Origin of the sequence: Nonomuraea terrae, assembly GCF_004348995.1 — a bacterium.
Classification (GTDB): domain Bacteria; phylum Actinomycetota; class Actinomycetes; order Streptosporangiales; family Streptosporangiaceae; genus Nonomuraea; species Nonomuraea terrae.
Genome location: NZ_SMKQ01000035.1, coordinates 1 through 16,995 on the forward strand (window position 1 = coordinate 1; position 16,995 = coordinate 16,995).

General features: G+C 73.1%; 14 protein-coding genes and 1 pseudogene. 8 read left to right on the forward strand and 7 right to left on the reverse strand.

Annotated features, from left to right (window positions below):
* From E1286_RS14655 to E1286_RS14665, 3 genes and pseudogenes are all read right to left on the reverse strand, one after another.
* A pseudogene (locus E1286_RS14655) lies at positions 1–1,491 on the reverse strand (hypothetical protein); the annotation flags it as partial.
* Complete coding sequence (locus E1286_RS14660) at positions 1,488–2,702, reverse strand: TIGR02678 family protein (protein WP_132612706.1); 1,215 nt, start codon at positions 2,700–2,702, stop codon at positions 1,488–1,490. The pseudogene E1286_RS14655 and the gene E1286_RS14660, both read right to left, overlap by 4 nt.
* Positions 2,699–4,342: a TIGR02677 family protein gene (locus E1286_RS14665; RefSeq protein ID WP_223189958.1), complete on the reverse strand. Its 1,644-nt coding sequence runs from the start codon at positions 4,340–4,342 to the stop codon at positions 2,699–2,701. The genes E1286_RS14660 and E1286_RS14665 overlap by 4 nt, the downstream gene beginning before the upstream one ends.
* A 129-nt stretch (positions 4,343–4,471) precedes the next feature.
* Here E1286_RS14665 and E1286_RS14670 point away from each other — a divergent pair, with 129 nt between their 5' ends.
* The 8 genes from E1286_RS14670 (at position 4,472) to E1286_RS14705 (ending at position 12,895) form a co-directional block, all read left to right on the forward strand.
* Positions 4,472–4,891, forward strand: a complete 420-nt coding sequence (locus E1286_RS14670; protein ID WP_132612708.1) for an SRPBCC family protein — start codon at positions 4,472–4,474, stop codon at positions 4,889–4,891.
* Positions 4,892–5,279: 388 nt separating this feature from the next.
* Positions 5,280–6,515: an alpha/beta hydrolase gene (locus tag E1286_RS14675; RefSeq protein WP_246074860.1), complete on the forward strand. Its 1,236-nt coding sequence runs from the start codon at positions 5,280–5,282 to the stop codon at positions 6,513–6,515.
* 153 nt (positions 6,516–6,668) lie between these two features.
* Positions 6,669–9,434: a Na+/H+ antiporter subunit A gene (locus tag E1286_RS14680; RefSeq protein ID WP_132612710.1), complete on the forward strand. Its 2,766-nt coding sequence runs from the start codon at positions 6,669–6,671 to the stop codon at positions 9,432–9,434.
* Positions 9,431–10,240 carry a Na(+)/H(+) antiporter subunit C gene (locus tag E1286_RS14685; protein ID WP_132612712.1) on the forward strand — a complete coding sequence of 270 codons (810 nt, stop codon included), beginning with the start codon at positions 9,431–9,433 and terminating at the stop codon, positions 10,238–10,240. The genes E1286_RS14680 and E1286_RS14685 overlap by 4 nt, the downstream gene beginning before the upstream one ends.
* 9 nt (positions 10,241–10,249) lie before the next feature.
* Positions 10,250–11,800 carry a Na+/H+ antiporter subunit D gene (locus E1286_RS14690; protein ID WP_132612799.1) on the forward strand — a complete coding sequence of 517 codons (1,551 nt, stop codon included), beginning with the start codon at positions 10,250–10,252 and terminating at the stop codon, positions 11,798–11,800.
* On the forward strand, positions 11,797–12,330 hold the full coding sequence (locus E1286_RS14695; RefSeq protein ID WP_132612714.1) for a Na+/H+ antiporter subunit E: 534 nt from the start codon (positions 11,797–11,799) through the stop codon (positions 12,328–12,330). Before E1286_RS14690 ends, E1286_RS14695 begins: the two co-directional genes overlap by 4 nt.
* Positions 12,327–12,587 (forward strand): MrpF/PhaF family protein, encoded by a 261-nt coding sequence (locus E1286_RS14700; RefSeq protein WP_132612716.1) that lies wholly within the window; start codon positions 12,327–12,329, stop codon positions 12,585–12,587. The genes E1286_RS14695 and E1286_RS14700 overlap by 4 nt, the downstream gene beginning before the upstream one ends.
* Positions 12,584–12,895, forward strand: coding sequence for a cation:proton antiporter (locus E1286_RS14705; protein ID WP_132612718.1), 312 nt, complete (start codon positions 12,584–12,586; stop codon positions 12,893–12,895). The genes E1286_RS14700 and E1286_RS14705 overlap by 4 nt, the downstream gene beginning before the upstream one ends.
* Here the strand turns inward: E1286_RS14705 and E1286_RS14710 are convergent.
* Genes E1286_RS14710 through E1286_RS14725 form a run of 4 tightly spaced genes read right to left on the reverse strand, consistent with a single transcriptional unit; the run spans position 12,850 to position 16,884 of the window.
* Positions 12,850–13,341: a DUF6328 family protein gene (locus E1286_RS14710; RefSeq protein WP_132612720.1), complete on the reverse strand. Its 492-nt coding sequence runs from the start codon at positions 13,339–13,341 to the stop codon at positions 12,850–12,852. The two genes, E1286_RS14705 and E1286_RS14710, sit on opposite strands and share 46 nt — an antisense overlap.
* 56 nt (positions 13,342–13,397) lie before the next feature.
* Positions 13,398–15,431 (reverse strand): xanthine dehydrogenase family protein molybdopterin-binding subunit, encoded by a 2,034-nt coding sequence (locus tag E1286_RS14715; protein WP_132612722.1) that lies wholly within the window; start codon positions 15,429–15,431, stop codon positions 13,398–13,400.
* Positions 15,428–16,399 carry an FAD binding domain-containing protein gene (locus E1286_RS14720; protein WP_132612724.1) on the reverse strand — a complete coding sequence of 324 codons (972 nt, stop codon included), beginning with the start codon at positions 16,397–16,399 and terminating at the stop codon, positions 15,428–15,430. The genes E1286_RS14715 and E1286_RS14720 overlap by 4 nt, the downstream gene beginning before the upstream one ends.
* Positions 16,396–16,884, reverse strand: coding sequence for a (2Fe-2S)-binding protein (locus E1286_RS14725; protein ID WP_132612726.1), 489 nt, complete (start codon positions 16,882–16,884; stop codon positions 16,396–16,398). The genes E1286_RS14720 and E1286_RS14725 overlap by 4 nt, the downstream gene beginning before the upstream one ends.
* Positions 16,885–16,995: the final 111 nt, after the last annotated feature.

Here is a 16,995-nt window from a genome sequence, read left to right on the forward strand (position 1 = left end):
CCACGAGACCGCGCCGCCCTCGACGTCACCCCGGCCGACGCCCGCCTCCGCCGGCTCCGCGCCACCGCGGGGCACGATGCGGCCGGCCGCACTTCCCTCGTCATCTCCTCGGACCAGGGCCCCGCCGTCATCGGCTCCTTGGGGCCCGCCGTCGGCGGTCGCCCGGTCGGTGGCGGTTCCGTCGGGCGTGGTCCCGGTGGTGGCCGGGCGGTCGCGGGTGGTGTGTTCGGATTCTTCGTGGACGGCGAGGAGCCCGGCGCGTTCGGCGGCGTGGCGGGCCTCCGCGCGGGCGCGTTCGGCGAGGCCTGCCGCCGTGCGGGCCGCCGCTTCGGCCTCGGCGGCGAGCTCCTGCTTGGCCGTGACCGCGCGGGCCGCGTGCCCGGCCTGGTCGCGCAGGCGGGCGGCCGCCTCGTGCGCCGCCTGCGCCTCCGTGCGCAGGCGGTGCAGGTCGCGCCCGGACTGGTACGCCTCGCTCTCCTTGAGCCCGTCGATCTGCGCGGCCAGGGCGAGCTCCTGCGCCTCCTGCTCCCCCAGCCGCGCGGTGGTCGCGTCGAGCTCCCGCTCGGCCTCCTTGAGCGTCTCCCGCCTGCCCCTGACCTCGGCGGCCAGCGACTCCAGCGCCGAGCCGGCCGAGGTCACCGCCGCGGCGGCGGCGCGCAGCACCCGCTGGGCGTAGCCGCGCTGCCGGCCGGCGAGCCGTTCGGCCTCCGCCACGTCGCGGTCGAGCAGCCGCAGCTCCTCCCGCTGCCGGTCGAGCCGCTCGAACCCTTCGGCGATCTCGTGGATCTCGCCCTCCCCCAGCGGCGGCAGCGCGCTCGACAGCAGGTCGGACAGCAGCCCTGGGTCGAGCCGTTCGGACAGCTTGGGGGTGCGCAGCTGGCGCAGCGCGGTGAGCAGCGAGTCGTAGCGCTGCTCGTTGAGGCCGCGGTAGAGCGTCTGGCGCACGACCGTGCGGTACGCCTCCGCGGAGTCGTACACGGTGCCGGAGGCCCCGAGCTCCTCGGCGAGCTGGGCCCTGGTGAGGGGCTGCCCGTTCTCGCCGCTGAGCCGGATGCCGTCGGCGGTGTCGACCCGCGCCTCGGAGGTGAAGTACGCGGCGGTCACGTTCTTGGTGTGCACGGTGGCCTGCAGCCGGGCACCGCAGGTGAACCAGCGCCCGTCGCCGTGCCCGAACTCCAGCCACACGTACCCGACCCTGGTGGCGCCGCCGGTGCCGTCGCCCATGAGGTTCCAGTGCATGGTGCGCTCGGTGCCGCCGAACGTGGACAGCCGGCTCGGCTTGAGACTCGCGTCCAGCACGTACGGCAGCAGCAGCTCCAGCACCTTCGACTTGCCGCTGCCGTTGGGGCCGCGCAGCAGCACCCGGCCCCGGTGGAACTCGAACACCTCGTCGTAGTAGCGCCACACGTTGAGGATCCCGGCGCGTACGGGGATCCAGCGGGCGTCCACGCCCCGCGCGGCACGGGGCGCGGCGAGCTCGGTCACGGTCATCGGTCCTCCTGATCGTCCGGCCCGGGATCGACCCGGTAGCGGGCGGCGGCGGGCAGTGCGGCGACCCGCTCCCCCGTCCGGCGGGCCAGGCCGAAAAGGGTGAGCACCTCCAGCGCGTCGGCCGCCAGCCGCGGCCCGCCGCCGTCGGACTGGTAGGCCTTGGCCCACTGCGGGAAGCGGCGCAGCAGGTCGGCGGCCTCGGCGTCGAGGCGGGCCGTCGTGACGGGCCCGGCGGTGACGAGGAGGTCGAGCAGGAGCAGGGCGGCCACCTTGGCGTGGCCGCCGTCGTCGGGGAAGCGGGTGTCGGTGGCGATCGCGTCGGCGTCCACCAGCAGCAGGCCCTCGGCCCGCTCCTCCAGCACGAACCCGGCCTCCTCGGCCGCGCGGCGGATGAGCCGCCGGCCGGTCGCCGAGGCGGCGTACGCGGCCTCGGCGGGGGGCAGCTCGTGGCGGTAGACGACGGGCTCGTCCAGCAGGCGGCGGATGAGCGAGTGGCGGGCCTGCAGGGCGCGCTGGGTCGCCGTCTGTTCCCCGCCCTGTTCCTCGCCCTGTTCCTCGCCGCCGTAGCGGGACTCGGTGGTGAGCGAGCCGGGCAGGCCGCGGGCGTCGGCGCGCGAGGGCGGCACGGGCGCGGCGAGCAGCCTGATCACGAGCGTGGTGTCGACCCGGTAGAGCACCTTGGCGTCCTCGTCGCCGAGGTAGGAGTCGGTGACTCCGTCCATGGCGGTGAGGGCGCCGTAGTGCTCCAGCAGCTTGAGTGCGTCCGCGAACGCGGCCCGCTCGTCGCTCCTGACCGGGTCGAACGCCGGCACGCCCGGCTCGACCGCGGCCGCCTGGGCGACCCGCCGGGCCAGCATCCCGATGGTGGTGACCGGCGCGGCGAGCAGCTCGGCCGCGCACAGGCACAGCAGCGTGTAGCGGCGGCGGTCGAAGGGCGCCCCCGTGGCGCGACGGCGGCGCGCGGGCCGGGTGGCGGCGGGCTCGGACCTGACCTTGACCAGGCGGGCGTAGCCCTGGCGCGGCTCGACGACGAGCCGCCAGCCGCAGAAGTAGTCGAACCACTGCACGAGCGGCCGGCGGCGTTTCCTGATGAGGTCGAACGCGGCAGGGTCGTCGTGCCGGGACACGAGCGGCCGGCCGAGGAGGGTCCTGATCGCGCGGGCGATCTCCTCCTTCTCGGCCCTGACGAGCTGGTTGGCCAGACTGCTCATGCGCCCGCCGCCCTGACCGCCATCGGGGCCTCGCCGGCCGCCGCTCCTGCCGCCGCTCCGCCCGCCGCTCCGGCCGCCGTTCTGGTCGCCGTTCTGGTCGCCGTTCTGGTGGCCATCGGGGCCTCGCCGATCGCGCGGACGTCGACGAGGTAGTCCGGCCCGCGCAGCCATCCTTCCGGGGTGCGCAGCACCGCCACGGCCCCGTCGCCGGGGGCCCGCAGCATGATCTCCACCCGCCCGTCGGAGGTGACCGCCCGCCGGACGCCGGTCGCGTCGGGGCGCTCGGCCAGGGCCCGGCCGAGCAGGTCGAGGAGCCGGCCGAACGTGTCGTGATCGAGCTCGCCGAGCTCCGACAGCCGCAGCGCGCCGGTGGTCGCCAGCGCCGCCCAGGCGGCCTCCAGCTCGGCGCGTTCCTTCTCGGCCCTGGCCCGGCGCTCGGCCCGCAGCGCCGCCACGTCGCGGATCCGGCCGGTGCGGCCCATGCGTTCGGTGCGGCCGCTGGAGCGCAGCAGCGCCGACACCTCGACCGGCTCCGCCTGCGCCCACGGGATGCCGGGCGGGATCAGCTCGGCGTCGGCGTGGCCGAGGTGGGCGTGCCGGGCCGAGCCAAGCCCGAACGCGGCGTCCCACAGCCGGTGGGCGTCGTCCTCGCCGGGTGCGGTGGCGAACCAGCGGGCCAGCGTACGGAAGTCGGCGGCGGCGCTGGAGGAGCGGCGGCGGGAGTCGGTGATCCGGTCGAGCACCTGCAGCAGCGCCACGATGGCCCGCCGGGCCACGTCGTGCAGCAGGCGCACCCGCGGCACGGCGCCGGCCTCGCCGGGCGCGAACCACAGCAGCAGCCCCTCCCACCGCTCCCGCCGCGCCGCCAGCCAGTCGGCCGCGGGGTCGGCGCCCGGGGTCTGGGGAAGGTCGGCGCCGTCGAGCGCGCGGGCGTGCAGCACGCCGACGCCGTGCGCCGCCACCGCGCGCAGGGCGGCGGCGATGCTGTCGCCGCGCTGCTCCAGGTCGGTCACGAACTCCTGCAGGTAGGCCACCGTGGCGGCCTTGACCTCGTGGAACGTGGCCAGGTCGGCGCCCTCGACGCGCAGCAGGCGCTGCAGCTCGCCGTTGAACCGCCGGGTGTTGCCGCGCAGCGCGTCAAGGTGGGCCTCCAGCTCCTGCAGGCTCGTGAAGATGCGCCGGTTGCGGCCGGGGTCGGGGTCGCCGACCAGGCCGTCCAGCTCGGCCAGCCGGTCGGCGACGGCGTCGAGCACGGCGGTCTGCAGCGCGCCCGCCGAGGCCAGCACGGCCATCGCGTGCTGCATCCCGGCGAGGGCGGCCTCGCCGCGCCTGGTGAGCGCGTACTGCAGGTTTCTGCGTTCGTACTCCTCGGCGGTGGCGAAGGTGCCCGCGTGGTTGAAGATCACGTCGAGCAGGCCCCAGCCGGTCAGCTGCTTCAGCGTGCCGGCCAGGTCGTGCTCGCCGACCGGCGCGTACCAGCCCACCGCGCGCAGCCGCTCGCGCACCTCCTCCGCCGTCAGCGCCGTCTCCAGCCGCTCGTCGGCCTCGCCGAAGGCGTGGAGCACCGCGGTGTGCAGGTCCGCCCGCTCGGTGGTGGTGAACCGGAACATCTCGGGCGGCACTCGTGGCGGCTCCGCCATCACCCCGCTCCCTCCCCCCGGACGATTACAACGAGCAACCGTAGCGTCACAGGGCTTCGCGGCGACCGCTGTTTGCGAGCACATCACGGGGGTACGGCGCCACCATTATCGGAACCCGGGGGGACGGCAATGGCGGAGTTCGAGGCGACGCGCGGGATGCCCGCGGAGAGCATGGTCGTCTTCGGCGTCGCGTCCGACGTCGAACTCATGGACCGCTGGCTGCCTCAGGGCCTGTCGGTGCACGACACCGGGCCCGGCACCATCGAGGCCGACGGCGACCTCATCCCCGGCACGGGCCACCACGAGGGCCTGTTCCGCGTCTCGGAGGAGCAGCTCAGGGTCGAGTGGGGCGGGCGTGACCACTCCGACTACTCGGGCTGGCTGCAGGTTTCCGACGCGGCCAGCGGGACCAGCGAGGTGACCGTGCACATCAGCCTCCTCGACGAGCCCGACTCAGGGCCGCGGGCCGACGAGGTGCGTGAGCTGCTCGACCGCTCCCTCGACCGCCTGGCAGAAGAGGTCGACAGCCGTATCCACGACGCAGGATGATCTACCTTCGGCCGGAAACCACGGCCTGACAGGGCATGCCGCGGCGAGGACGGGAAAGCGCAGCACTAGCGGTACTGGCGGTTCAGATGTGACCGGGAATTTTACCCGTCATGGTATTCGTTCGACCCTCTGAGCTCCGCTACCCTGATTGGGACGTTTCCCGCAAACGATCTATTCGGCCGTCAATCTAGCGCGTCGGATCCTTTGCCGTCCACCCCTTGGAACCATGCGAATCCTGTCAAAACTTCTTTCGCCTGTTATGGCAGGCGCGCTCGCCATGTCGGGATTCACCGGCACGGCCGAAGCGGCGGCCCCTGGAAAGCTGGACCGTTTCTACGGCCAGCATCTGACCTGGGGAGACTGCGGCAGCGGTTTCGAATGCAGCAAAATGTCCGTACCACTGGACTATGCGCAGCCCGAAGCCGACCAGATTCAGATCTCGCTGATCCGCCTGCCCGCCACAGGAAAGAAGATCGGCTCGATCGTCCTCAATTTCGGCGGCCCCGGCGCGTCCGGTGTCGAGTCGCTGAAAGACAGCAACGGAACCGTTTCCCCTGCCGTTCGCGAGCATTTCGACGTGGTCAGTTTCGACCCGCGCGGCGTCGGCGGCTCCTCACCGGTGCACTGCATGGGCACCCTCGGCCTCGACGCCTACCTGTCGATCGACCCGACGCCCGACACGCCGCGCGAGGAGAAGCAGTCCGAGCGCTGGGACAGCACGTTCGCCAAGAACTGCCTGGAGCGTTCCGGCAAGAAGCTCCTCGCCCACGTCGGCACGGTCGACGCGGCGCGCGACATGGACGTGATGCGGGCCACCCTGGGCGACGCCGGCCTGACGTACCTGGGCTTCTCCTACGGCACCTACCTGGGCTCGCTCTACGCGGACATGTACCCGAAGCGGGTGCGGGCCATGGTGCTGGACGGCGCCGAGGACCCGTCGCTGGACATGGACGCGTTCACGGAGGACCAGGACCGCGGTTTCCAGATCGCGACCGAGTCGTTCCTGCGCGACTGCTTCAAGTCCGCCGACTGCCCGTTCCGCACGCGCTCGGTCAAGGGCGCGCTGGACGAGCTCGACAAGCTCTACATGCGGGCCGACGACGCGCCGCTGCGCAACACCCGCGACGCCCGCCAGGTGAACGAGGCGGTCGTGCGGGCGGCGGTGGACTTCTCGATGTACCAGACGTCGTCGTGGCCGCACCTGCGCCAGGCGCTGACGGACGCGTTCAAGGGTGACGGGACGAAGCTGCTGCGCCTGGCCGACGTCGGCAACGGGCGGCGCTCCGACGGCACCTACGACAACGACTTCGAGGCCCTCATGGCCATCAACTGCGTCGACCACCCCGAGGCGCCATGCCCGCACTGGCCGGTCAAGGGCACCCGCTACCCGAAGAAGGTGCGGGCCGAGGGCTCGCCCCCGATCGTGGTCGTGGGCACGACGCGTGACCCGGCGACGCCGTACAAGCTGGCCAAGTCGCTGGCCAAGCAGCTGGCCAACGGCGTGCTGCTGACCAACGACGCCGACGGCCACACCGCCTACGGCGGGTCGTACTGCCTCGACCGGAAGATCGACGAATACCTGATCAGTGCGAAGCGCCCGCAGGACGGCGCCTGCAAGGCGTAACTCCCCCGCGCTCAGCCACCGGCCCCGCACCGTCCCACACGACGGTGTGGGGCCGGTGACGTTCGGGTCAATCCCGGGAGCGCCTGCGCTGCGGCGGTGACATGACGGGGCAGATTGGGCGGACGTACCCGGAGATTCCCGCCCGAGGAGCCCATGGAGTCGCTGCTGGTCCTGCACGCGGTCGCGGCCGTCTGCGCTCCCTGGCTCGCCGCGCGCCTGGGCCGCGCCTCGTTCTTCCCGCTGGCCGTTCCCCCGGCCGCCGCCTTCGGCTACACGGTGTGGCTGGCGGTGCGCGGCCTGCCCGCGCGGGAGAGCCGGCCGTGGGCGCCGGTGCTGGGTCTGGAGCTGTCGTTCCGCGCCGACACCCTGGCGGTGCTGATGATGGCGCTGGTCACCGGCGTGGGCGCGCTCGTGCTGGTCTACAGCGTGCGCTACTTCGGCCGCGGCGACGACGGGCTCGGCCGCTACGGCGGCGCCATGGTGGCCTTCGCCGGGTCGATGCTGGGCCTGGTGGCGGCCGACGACCTGATCCTGCTGTACGTCTTCTGGGAGCTGACCACCGTCTTCTCCTACCTGCTCATCGGCTACGACCCCGAGAGCCGGGCCAGCCGACAGGCGGCGATGAAGGCGCTGACGGTCACCACGTTCGGCGGCCTGGCCATGCTGGCCGGGTTCGTCCTGATCGGGGAGGCGGCCGGCAGCTACCGGATCTCGGAGATCGCCGCCCGCCCGCCGGACGCCGGGCCGGTGGCCCTCGTGCTGGTGCTGACAGGGGCGCTGGCCAAGTCGGCGATCTTCCCGTTCAGCACGTGGCTGCCGGCGGCGATGGCCGCGCCCACGCCGGTGTCGGCGTACCTGCACGCGGCGGCCATGGTGAAGGCCGGGGTGTACCTGGTGGCCCGCCTGGGGCCGGTGTTCGGCGACGTGATGGTGTGGCGGACGGTGGCGGTGCCGCTCGGGCTGGTGACGATGTTGCTGGGCGGGTGGCGGGCGCTGCGCGAGACGGACCTGAAGCGCCTGCTCGCGTACGGCACCGTCAGCCAGCTCGGATTCCTCGTTGCGCTGTTCGGCTCGGGGAACCAGGGGGCGGCGCTGGCCGCGGTGGCGATGCTGCTGGCGCACGCGCTGTTCAAGGCGTCGTTGTTCCTGGTGGTGGGCATCGTCGACCACGCGGCCGGCACGCGGGAGCTGGGCGAGCTGAGCGGGGTGGGCCGGCGGATGCCGTGGGTGTGCGCGGCGGCCGTGCTCGCGGGCGCGTCCATGGCCGGGCTGCCGCCGCTGGCGGGGTTCGTCGCCAAGGAGGCGGCGCTGGAGGCGTTCCTGGAGGATCCGTTCGCGCTGGCGGGCGTGGTGGCGGGGGCGGCGCTGACGGCGGCGTACACGCTGCGGTTCCTGTGGGGGGCGTTCGCCGCGAAGCCGGGCGTGGCGGCGTCCGAGGTGCACGGGACACCGGCCGTCATGTACGTGCCGGCGGCGCTGCTGTCGGTGCTGGGGCTGCTGCTCGCGCCCCTGGCCTCCTCGTACGCGGGCGCGATGTCCGGCTACACGGGCACCTTCCGCGACCCTGGCCACGAGACGCACCTGGTGCTCTGGGCCGGTTTCTCTCTCCCGCTGCTGCTGTCGGCGGTGGCGCTGGCCGCCGGGGTGGTGCTGTTCCTGGCCGGCGAGCCGGTGGCGCGGGTGGGGGCGGCACTGCACGCGGTGGACTCCTCGCGGCTGTTCTGGGCGGTCGTACGGCGGCTCGACCGGTTCGCGGTCCAGGCCACCGGGTTCGTCCAGCGCGGCTCGCTGCCCGACTACCTGGTGCTCGCGCTGGCGACCACGGTCGGGGTGGGCCTGTTCTCCGTGACGTACGGCGGCGCGCCCCGCCTGGGCCTGCCGGTCGTGGCCTGGCAGCGGCTCGAGCAGCCGATCGTGGCCGTGCTGCTGATCGCGGCGGCGGTGCTGGCCCTGTTCACCCGGGCCTACATCGCGCTCGCCGTCGTCGTCGGTATGACCGGGTACGGCGCCGCGCTGCTGTTCCTCGCCCACGGCTCCCCCGACCTGGCGCTGACCCAGTTCCTGGCCGAGACGCTGAGCCTCGTGATGTTCGCGCTGGTGCTGCGGCGGCTGCCGATCGAACCTCCGAGGGGACGGCTGCGCTTCCGGTTCCGCCTGGCGCTCGGGCTGGCGGTCGGCGTGGTGGCGACCGGCGGGGCCATGCTCGCGATGAGCGCGCGGACGACGCGGCCGGTCGGAGAGCTCATCGGCGCGGCGGCCGAGCGGCAGGGCATCCGCAACATCGTCAGCGCGATCATCCTGGACGTCCGCGCCTGGGACACGATGGGCGAGAGCGCGGTGCTGGTCGTGCTGACCCTGGGCGTGACGAGCCTGGTGTTCCTGCGGCGCACGGCGTACCGGATCGAGCGCGTCGGGACGCGGGCACGACGGGACCGGGGGCCGCACTGGCTGGCCTCCACGCTGCCGCGCGGGCAGTGGGCGCTGGCGTTCGAGGTGGTGGCCACGCTGACGTTCCACACGGTGCTGGTGCTGTCGGTGTTCCTGCTGTTCATCGGGCACAGCGGGGTCGGCGGCGGGTTCGCGGGCGGCATCGTGGCCGGCCTGGCGATCACCGTGCGGTACCTGGCGGGCGGCAGGAACGAGCTGGCCGCGGCCGTGCCGATGCACGCGGGCGTGCTCATGGGGGTGGGGCTGACATTGTCGACGGGCACCGCGCTGGCCGGGTTGCTGTTCGGCCGCGCGGCCCTGGAGATGCTGGCCACGGACGTGACCGTGCCGCTCGTCGGCCACCTGCACCTGTCCACCGATCTGATCTTCGACCTCGGCGTGTACGTCTCCGTCGTCGGGATGGTGCAGGACGTGCTGCGCGGCCTCGGCGCCGAGCTGGACCGGCAGATCGACGCGGAGAGCGAGTCGTGAGCATCTCCCTGCTGCCCTTCCTGGCCTGTGGCGCGCTGATCGCCGCGGGTGTGACCCTGCTGCTCGAACGGAGCCTGGTCCGGGTGCTGACCGGCGTCATCATGCTGGGCAACGGGGTCAACCTGCTCATCGTCACCTCGGGCGGCGACGCCGGCCACCCTCCCTTCGTCGGCACGGCCGGCATGGCCGACCCGCTGCCGCAGGCCATGGTGCTCACCGCCATCGTCATCACCCTCGGCGTGACGGCGTTCCTGCTGGCGCTGGTCCACCGCACGTGGCAGCTGTCCGGCAGCGACGAGGTCCAGGACGACACCGAGGACCGCCGGATCCGGCTGCGCTCGCGGCGCGGCGAGCTCAGCGACGCCGTACGCGCCCGCCGCGACGCCTACCGGCGGCTGGTGGCCGAGCAGCGGGCCGAGCTGGCGCACCTGGAGGCCGAGCAGGCCGAGCGGGAGCGGCTTCAGGAGGCCGACCTGGAGCAGCGCATCTCCCGCGTGCACACGGAGCTGGAGGAGTGGTCGCGCGGGCTGCGCGAGGCGGGGGTGCCGGAGGAGGAGCTGCACCGCCGCCTGGAGGAGGCGGGGCTGCGCGCGGAGCAGGCCGCCATGGACAACCAGGAACGCATCGAGCAGCTGCGCCGGGAGCACACGCGCGGCCGGGAGGAGCAGGCGGCCAGGGAACGGGATCTGCGCAGGCGGCTCAAGGCGCGCCAGCGGGAGGCGCGCCGCCAGATGCGGGCGGCGATCAGGGACGAGCGGGAGCGGCAGGCCCTGGCGCAGGACCCGGAGCTGGAAGGCGAGGACTGACCCGTGTCGCTGGAGAGCCTGATCTGCGTGCCCGTGCTGCTGCCGCTGCTGGCGGCCGGGGTGAAGCTGGCCATCGGAGGGCGGCTGCGCCACGTGCAGGCGCTCATCAGCCTCGGCACGCTCTGCGTGACGCTGGCGGTGTCGGTGGTGCTGCTGGTCGCGGCCGACCGGCACGGGCCGCTGGTGACGGAGATCGGCGGCTGGGCCGCACCGGTCGGGATCAGCCTGGTGGCCGACCGGCTGTCCACGCTGGTGCTGGTGGTCTCGCAGGCGGTGACGCTGTGCGTGATGACGTACTCGGTGTCCAACGCCTACGACCGGCAGGAGCACGACGCTCCCATGGCGATCTTCCATCCGGCGTTCCTCGTGATGGTGGCGGGGGTGAGCGACGCGTTCCTGTCGGGCGACCTGTTCAACCTGTTCGTGGCGTTCGAGCTGCTGCTGAGCGGCTCGTACGTGCTGCTGACGTTCGGCGGGACGGAGTCGCGGATCCGGGCGGGGGCGACGTACACGCTGATGGCGCTGGCCTCGTCGATGTTGTTCCTGATCGCGCTGGCCATCACGTACGCCGCCACGGGGACGCTGTCGCTGGCGCAACTCGCCGTGCGCTTCGGCGGCCTGCCGGAGCAGGTGAAGCTGCTGGTGGAGCTGACGCTGCTGCTGGTGTTCGCGATCAAGGCGGCGATCTTCCCGCTGTCGGCGTGGCTGCCCGACTCCTACCCGACGGCGCCGGCCCCGGCGACAGCGGTGTTCGCCGGGCTGCTCACCAAGGTCGGCGTCTACTCGATCATCCGGCTGGAGGCGCTGCTTTTCCCCGGCGGGCCGGTGGCGGGGCTGCTGATGTGGATGGCGCTGGCCACGATGCTGGTCGGGGTGCTGGGCGCGGTCGCGCAGACCGACATGAAACGCATGATCTCCTTCACGCTGGTCAGCCACATCGGCTACATGGTGTTCGGCGTCGCGTTGTCCACGGTGGCGGGCCTGGCGGGCGCCATCTTCTACGTGGTGCACCACATCACCGTGCAGACCACCCTGTTCCTGGTGGCGGGCATGATCGAACGGCGCACCGGCACGACGTCGGTGAACCGGCTGGGCGGGCTGATGAAGGCGACGCCGCTGATCGCCGTGCTGTTCTTCGTGCCCGCGATGAACCTGTCCGGCATCCCGCCCCTGTCCGGGTTCCTGGGCAAGCTCATGCTCGTGCAGGCCGGGCTGAGCGCCGGGGGCTGGCACGCGTTCATGCTGGTGGCCGGCAGCCTGGTGACGAGCCTGCTGACGCTGTACGCGGTCGCGAAGACGTGGGGCAAGGCGTTCTGGCGCCTGCCGCGCGAAGACCGGGTGGGCACCGTGGTGGAGAGCGAGGAGGCCACCGGTGAGGAGCCGACCGTGACGACGGTCGCGCTGCCGGCGGCGCTGCCGCTGTCGGTGACGGCCCTGGTCGCGCTCGGGCTGGCGTTCACGGTGCTGGCCGGGCCGCTGTCAGGGCTGGCGCAGCGGGCGGCCGGCGAGCTGATGGCGCGCGATCCGTACATCTCGGCCGTCCTGGGGAGGCAGCGGTGAACCCTGAGCGGCTGGCGCCGCGGCTGTTCGGCCGGCGAGTGCCGCTGGTCCTGGTGGCCTGGCTGGCGGCGGTGTGGGTGACGTTGTGGGGCGACCTGTCGGTGGGCAACGTACTCGGCGGGCTGGTGGCCGGGCTCGTGGTGACATGGCTGCTGCCGATGCCGGTGCTGGACCCGGGGTTGCGGGTGCGGCCGGTCGCGCTCGTGTCGTTCCTCGTGTGGTTCGCGTGGGACCTGGTGCTCTCGACCGCGCGGGTGGTGTTCTGGGTGGGGCATCCGGGCCGGCCGCCGTCGCAGGTCGTCCGCACGCCGCTGCGGACGACGTCCGACTCCATGGTGGTGCTCGTCCTGGTCGCGCTGAGCACGGTGCCCGGCACCCTCGTCCTGGAGGTGGACGGGCAGGAGCTGGTGGTGCACGTCCTGGGCCGGCGGGGCGACGCGACGCAGATCGCGCGGGCGGACGTGGCGGATCTGGAGTCGCGGATCGTGCGGGCGTTCGGCACCCGCCGCGACCGGGAGGAGCTCGGATGACGGCGGTGTACCTGGTGACGCTGGTGCTGCTGGCGTGCGGGGCGGCGGCCTCCCTCTACCGGCTGGCGCGCGGGCCGTCCATGCTGGACCGGGCGGTGGCGCTCGACGTGCTGACGGCGCTGTCGATGTGCGGCGTGGGGGCGTTCGCCGTGGCCAGGGACGACTACTCCGACCTGCCGATCCTGCTGGTGCTGTCGCTGCTGGGGTTCGTCGGCGCGGTGTCGCTGGCGCGGTTCTACTCGGGGAGATCCCAATGAGCGCGTTCGACGTGGCGGTGGCGGTCTGCCTGCTGACAGGCGCGGCGCTCGCGCTGACGGCGGGCGTCGGGCTGATGCGCTTCGGCACCACTCTGGACCGCATGCACGCCGGGACGAAGCCGCAGATCCTCGGCGTGCTGCTGGTGCTGCTGGCGATGTGGCTGCACCGGCCCTCCTGGGCCTACGCCGGGCCGCTGCTGCTGGTGGGGGCCGCGCAGGTGGTCACCGTGTCGGTGGCGGCGTACATGGTGGCGCGCGCCGACTACCGGGGTCGGTCCGCCGGCGACGACGGCTCCTCGGGCGAGTGATCCGAGCGGTTGAGCGCCGCCTGCCCGAACCACGTCCACAGCGACAGCGCGGCAAGCGCGCCCGCGGTGATCCAGGCGAGCACCGCGTCGAACAGGTAGTCGATCACGAACATGGTGGACGTCGTCATCGACACCGCCAGGGCCAGCGCGCCGAAGATGCCGTAGAAGTTGGAGCGGCGTACCAGGATCTCCTTGCGGCCCTGGCGGAACAGCACGCGGTGCTGCGCGGTCGGCGCGATGTAGCAGATCGACGCGAGCGCTGCGCTGACCAGCGCCGCGTAGTACAGCCACCGGTCGGTCTGGTCGAGCCGGGCGAAGGCGGAGGAGAACGGCACCGTCAGCAGGAACGCGAACAGCACCTGCACCCCGGTCACCGCGACGCGCGCGCCCTGCAACAATTCCACGAAGTTCCGGTCCGCGCGCTCCTCGTGCGACTCGTTCTTCACGTGTCCCTGCCTCCCGCCCTGCAAACGAGAGACTTCTTCTTCCTTGCCAAGAGAGGCTAAAACCTCGGCATCAGGATCTTGTCCGGTGTGATGGGCAGTTCGCGCACGCGGTGGCCGGTGGCGTGGTACACCGCGTTGCCGATCGCGGCGGCCGTGCCGACGATGCCGATCTCGCCGATGCCCTTGCTGGCCATCGGGTTGAGCTCGGCGTCGCGCTCGTCCAGCCAGACGGCCTCCACGTCGGGCACGTCGGCGCAGGCGGGCACGTGGTACTGCGCGAGGTCGCGGCGCAGGAAGCCGCCGAACTCCTCGTCGGTGAGCGTCTCCTCCATCAGCCCCATGCCCATGCCCATCGTCATGCCGCCGATGAACTGCGACCTGGCGAGCTTGGGGTCCACGATGCGGCCGGCGGCGAAGACGCCGAGCAGGCGCGGGACGCGTACCTCGCCGGTGACGGAGCTGACCCGCACTTCGACGAACTGGGCGCCGAAGGCGTGCCGGGAGAACGCGGCGTCCCCCCGGACCTCCTCGGTGGTGTCGGCGAGGCCCTCCTTGCCGTCGCTCTTGAGCTCCTCGCAGGCGCGCACGATCGCCGACCCCCACGACGCGGTGCCCATCGAGCCGCCCGCGACGGGCGCCTCGGGCAGGTCGCTGTCGCCCAGTTCCACGTGCACCCGCTCCGGGGCGACGCCGAGCGCCTCCGCCGCGATCCTGGTCAGCGCCGTACGCGCGCCGGTGCCGATGTCGGCGGCGGCCACCTGGACGAGGAAGTCGCCGTCGTCCTCCACCACGGCCCTGGCCTTCGACGGCCGGCGCCTGGCCGGGTAGGTGGAGGCGGCCACGCCGGTGCCGATCAGCCACTCCCCGTCGCGCCGGACGCCGGGCGTCGGGTCGCGGTGCTCCCAGCCGAAGCGGCGGGCGCCCTCGCGCAGGCAGCCCACCAGGTTGCGGGAGCTGAACGGCAGCCCACTGTCGGGCTCGGTCTCCGGCTCGTTGACCACGCGCAGCTCGACCGGGTCCATGCCGAGGGCGTAGGCGAGCTCGTCCATGGCGGACTCCAGCGCGTACATGCCGGGGCACTCGCCGGGGGCGCGCATCCACGACGGGGTGGCGACGTCCAGGCGGACCAGGCGGTGCGCGGTGCGCAGCGCGGGCGTGGCGTACATGATGCGGGTCGGGGTCGCGGTCTGCTCGGCGAACTCCTCCAGCGTGGAGGTCTGCTCGTACGCCACATGCTCCAGCGCCGTCAGCCGGCCCTGGGCGTCCGCGCCGAGCCGCAGCCGCTGGATCGTGGGCGTGCGGTAGCCGGTGACGTCGAACATCTGCTGCCGGGTCAGCACGATCTTGACCGGGCGGCCGACCACTCTGGCGGCCATCGCGGCCAGCACCGCCTGCGGCCGGGTGGTGCCCTTCGAGCCGAAACCGCCGCCGACGTGCCGGGACACCACGCGCACCCGCTCCTTCGGCAGGCCGAACACCTGGGCCAGGGTGTCCCGGCTCAGGGTGGTGCCCTGCGCGGTGTCGTACACCAGGAGCCCGCCCTCGTCGTCCCAGCAGGCCAGGGCCGCGTGCGGCTCCATCGGGTTGTTGTGCAGGACGGGCGTCTCGTAGACGACGTCCACGACGGTGGCCGCCTCCGCCAGGCCGGCCTCGATGTCGCCCTTCTCGCTGTCGGTCGGGTAGGCGGGGTTGACGTGGTCGGGCTTGTAGAGGCCCGGATGGTCGGCGCGCAGGCTCACGTCGTGGTCGTCGGAGTCGTAGTCGACGCGGACGACCGCGGCGGCGGCCCGGGCGTTCTCGTAGGTGTCGGCGACCACGGCGGCGACGATCTGGCCGCGGTAGGCGACCTCGCGGCTCTGGAACAGCGCCAGCTCCCCGTCGGCGCCGGAGGCCAGCGGCGGCGGGTCCTCACCGGACAACACGGCGAGCACACCCGGCATCGCCAGCGCGTCCTGGGCGTCCACGTGCCTGACCCGGCCCTTGGCGATCTGCGACTGCACGGGGAAGGCGTAGGTGACGTCCTCCACCGGGTACTCCGCCGCGTACGTCGCCAGGCCGGTGACCTTGACGCGACCCTCGATGCGGTTCACGATGCCAGCCCCTCCAGCGTGGAGACGATCAGGTTGCGGGTCAGCGGCACCTTGTACGCGTTGCGCGGCAGCGGCCTGGCCTGTTCGAGCTCGGCCTCGGCGGCCCGCAGGAACGCCTCGCCGGTCGCCGGCCCGCCGATCAGGGCCTGCTCGGCGCGCTCGGCCCGCCAGGGCGCGTGCGCCACGCCGCCGAGCGCGATGCGGCAGCCGGCGACCACGCCGTCGTCGCCGACGTCCAGCACCGCGGCGATGGACACCAGCGCGAACGCGAACGACGCCCGCTCGCGGACCTTGCGATAGACCGTGGCGCCGGCAGGCGGGGGCGGCAGCTCGACGGCGGTGATCAGGTCGCCGGGTTCGAGCACGGTGTCGCGTTCCGGCTCCTCGCCGGGCAGGCGGTGCAGCCCCGGCATGGGGATGATGCGGTCGCCGCCCGGCCCGGTCACGTGCACCTCTGCCTCGAGCGCGGCCAGGGCCACCGCCATGTCGGACGGGTGGGTCGCCACGCACGCCTCCGAGCTGCCGAGGATGGCGAGGTTGGTGTGGTCGCCGGCGATCGCCGGGCAGCCGGAGCCGGGGCGGCGCTTGTTGCACGGCCTGGTCACGTCCTGGAAGTACGCGCAGCGCGTGCGCTGCAACAGGTTGCCGGCGACCGTGGCGACGTTGCGCACCTGCCCGGACGCCCCGGTCAGCACCGCTCTCGCGAGCATGGGGTAACGGGCGCGGATCATCGGGTCGACCGCCAGGTCGGTGTTGCGCACGGCCGCGCCGACGCGGACGCGGTCGCGGACGGACTCGATCGTGTCGAGCGGCAGGCGGCTGACGTCGACCAGCCGCTCGGGCTCGGCCACGCCCAGCCGCATGAGGTCGACCAGGTTGGTGCCGCCGCCGAGGTACATGGTGCCGGGGGCGTACTCGCGCACGGCCTGGGCCGCGCTGTCCGCGCGGGTGTAGTCGAAGGGCTTCACCGGGCCACCTCGGAGATCGCGCTGACGATGTTGACGTACGCGCCGCACCGGCACAGGTTGCCGCTCATGCGCTCCCTGATCTCCTCGGGCGTCAGGTCGGGATCGACGAGGATGTCCTCGGTGACGGCGCTCGGGCCCGGCTCCCCCAGCATCCCGGCCGCCGAGCAGAGCTGGCCCGGCGTGCAGTAGCCGCACTGGAAGGCGTCGTGCTCGATGAAGGCCGCCTGCAGGGGGTGCAGCTCGTCGCCGTTCGCCAGCCCCTCGACGGTGGTGACCTCGGAGCCGTCCACCGCCACGCCCAGCGCCAGGCATGACAGGGCCCGCCGCCCGTCGATCAGGACCGTGCAGGCGCCGCACTGGCCGTGGTCGCAGCCCTTCTTGGCGCCGATGAGCCCGAGGCGCTCGCGGAGCAGGTCCAGCAGCGACATCCGCGGGTCGACGTCCACCGTGCGTGGTTTGCCGTTCACCTGCAGGGTGATTTCCATAGGCGCACGACTACCCGAGGGGCAGAAGGGACAACCCCTGACCGCGGTAAAGCCGATGGTTCCGGACGTTTCAGGCGTTCGTTTCGCCGGAACGCCGTCGGGTAGCCGGGC

Bases quoted from the DNA above. Each gene is read 5' to 3' on its own strand.
- E1286_RS14675 (WP_246074860.1), top strand. From the start codon at position 5,280: ATGTCCGTACCACTGGACTATGCGCAGCCCGAAGCCGACCAGATTCAG.
- E1286_RS14725 (WP_132612726.1), bottom strand. From the start codon at position 16,884: ATGGAAATCACCCTGCAGGTGAACGGCAAACCACGCACGGTGGACGTC.
- E1286_RS14705 (WP_132612718.1), top strand. From the start codon at position 12,584: ATGAGCGCGTTCGACGTGGCGGTGGCGGTCTGCCTGCTGACAGGCGCG.
- E1286_RS14660 (WP_132612706.1), bottom strand. From the start codon at position 2,702: ATGAGCAGTCTGGCCAACCAGCTCGTCAGGGCCGAGAAGGAGGAGATC.
- E1286_RS14680 (WP_132612710.1), top strand. From the start codon at position 6,669: ATGGAGTCGCTGCTGGTCCTGCACGCGGTCGCGGCCGTCTGCGCTCCC.
- E1286_RS14700 (WP_132612716.1), top strand. From the start codon at position 12,327: ATGACGGCGGTGTACCTGGTGACGCTGGTGCTGCTGGCGTGCGGGGCG.
- E1286_RS14670 (WP_132612708.1), top strand. From the start codon at position 4,472: ATGGCGGAGTTCGAGGCGACGCGCGGGATGCCCGCGGAGAGCATGGTC.
- E1286_RS14665 (WP_223189958.1), bottom strand. From the start codon at position 4,342: ATGGCGGAGCCGCCACGAGTGCCGCCCGAGATGTTCCGGTTCACCACC.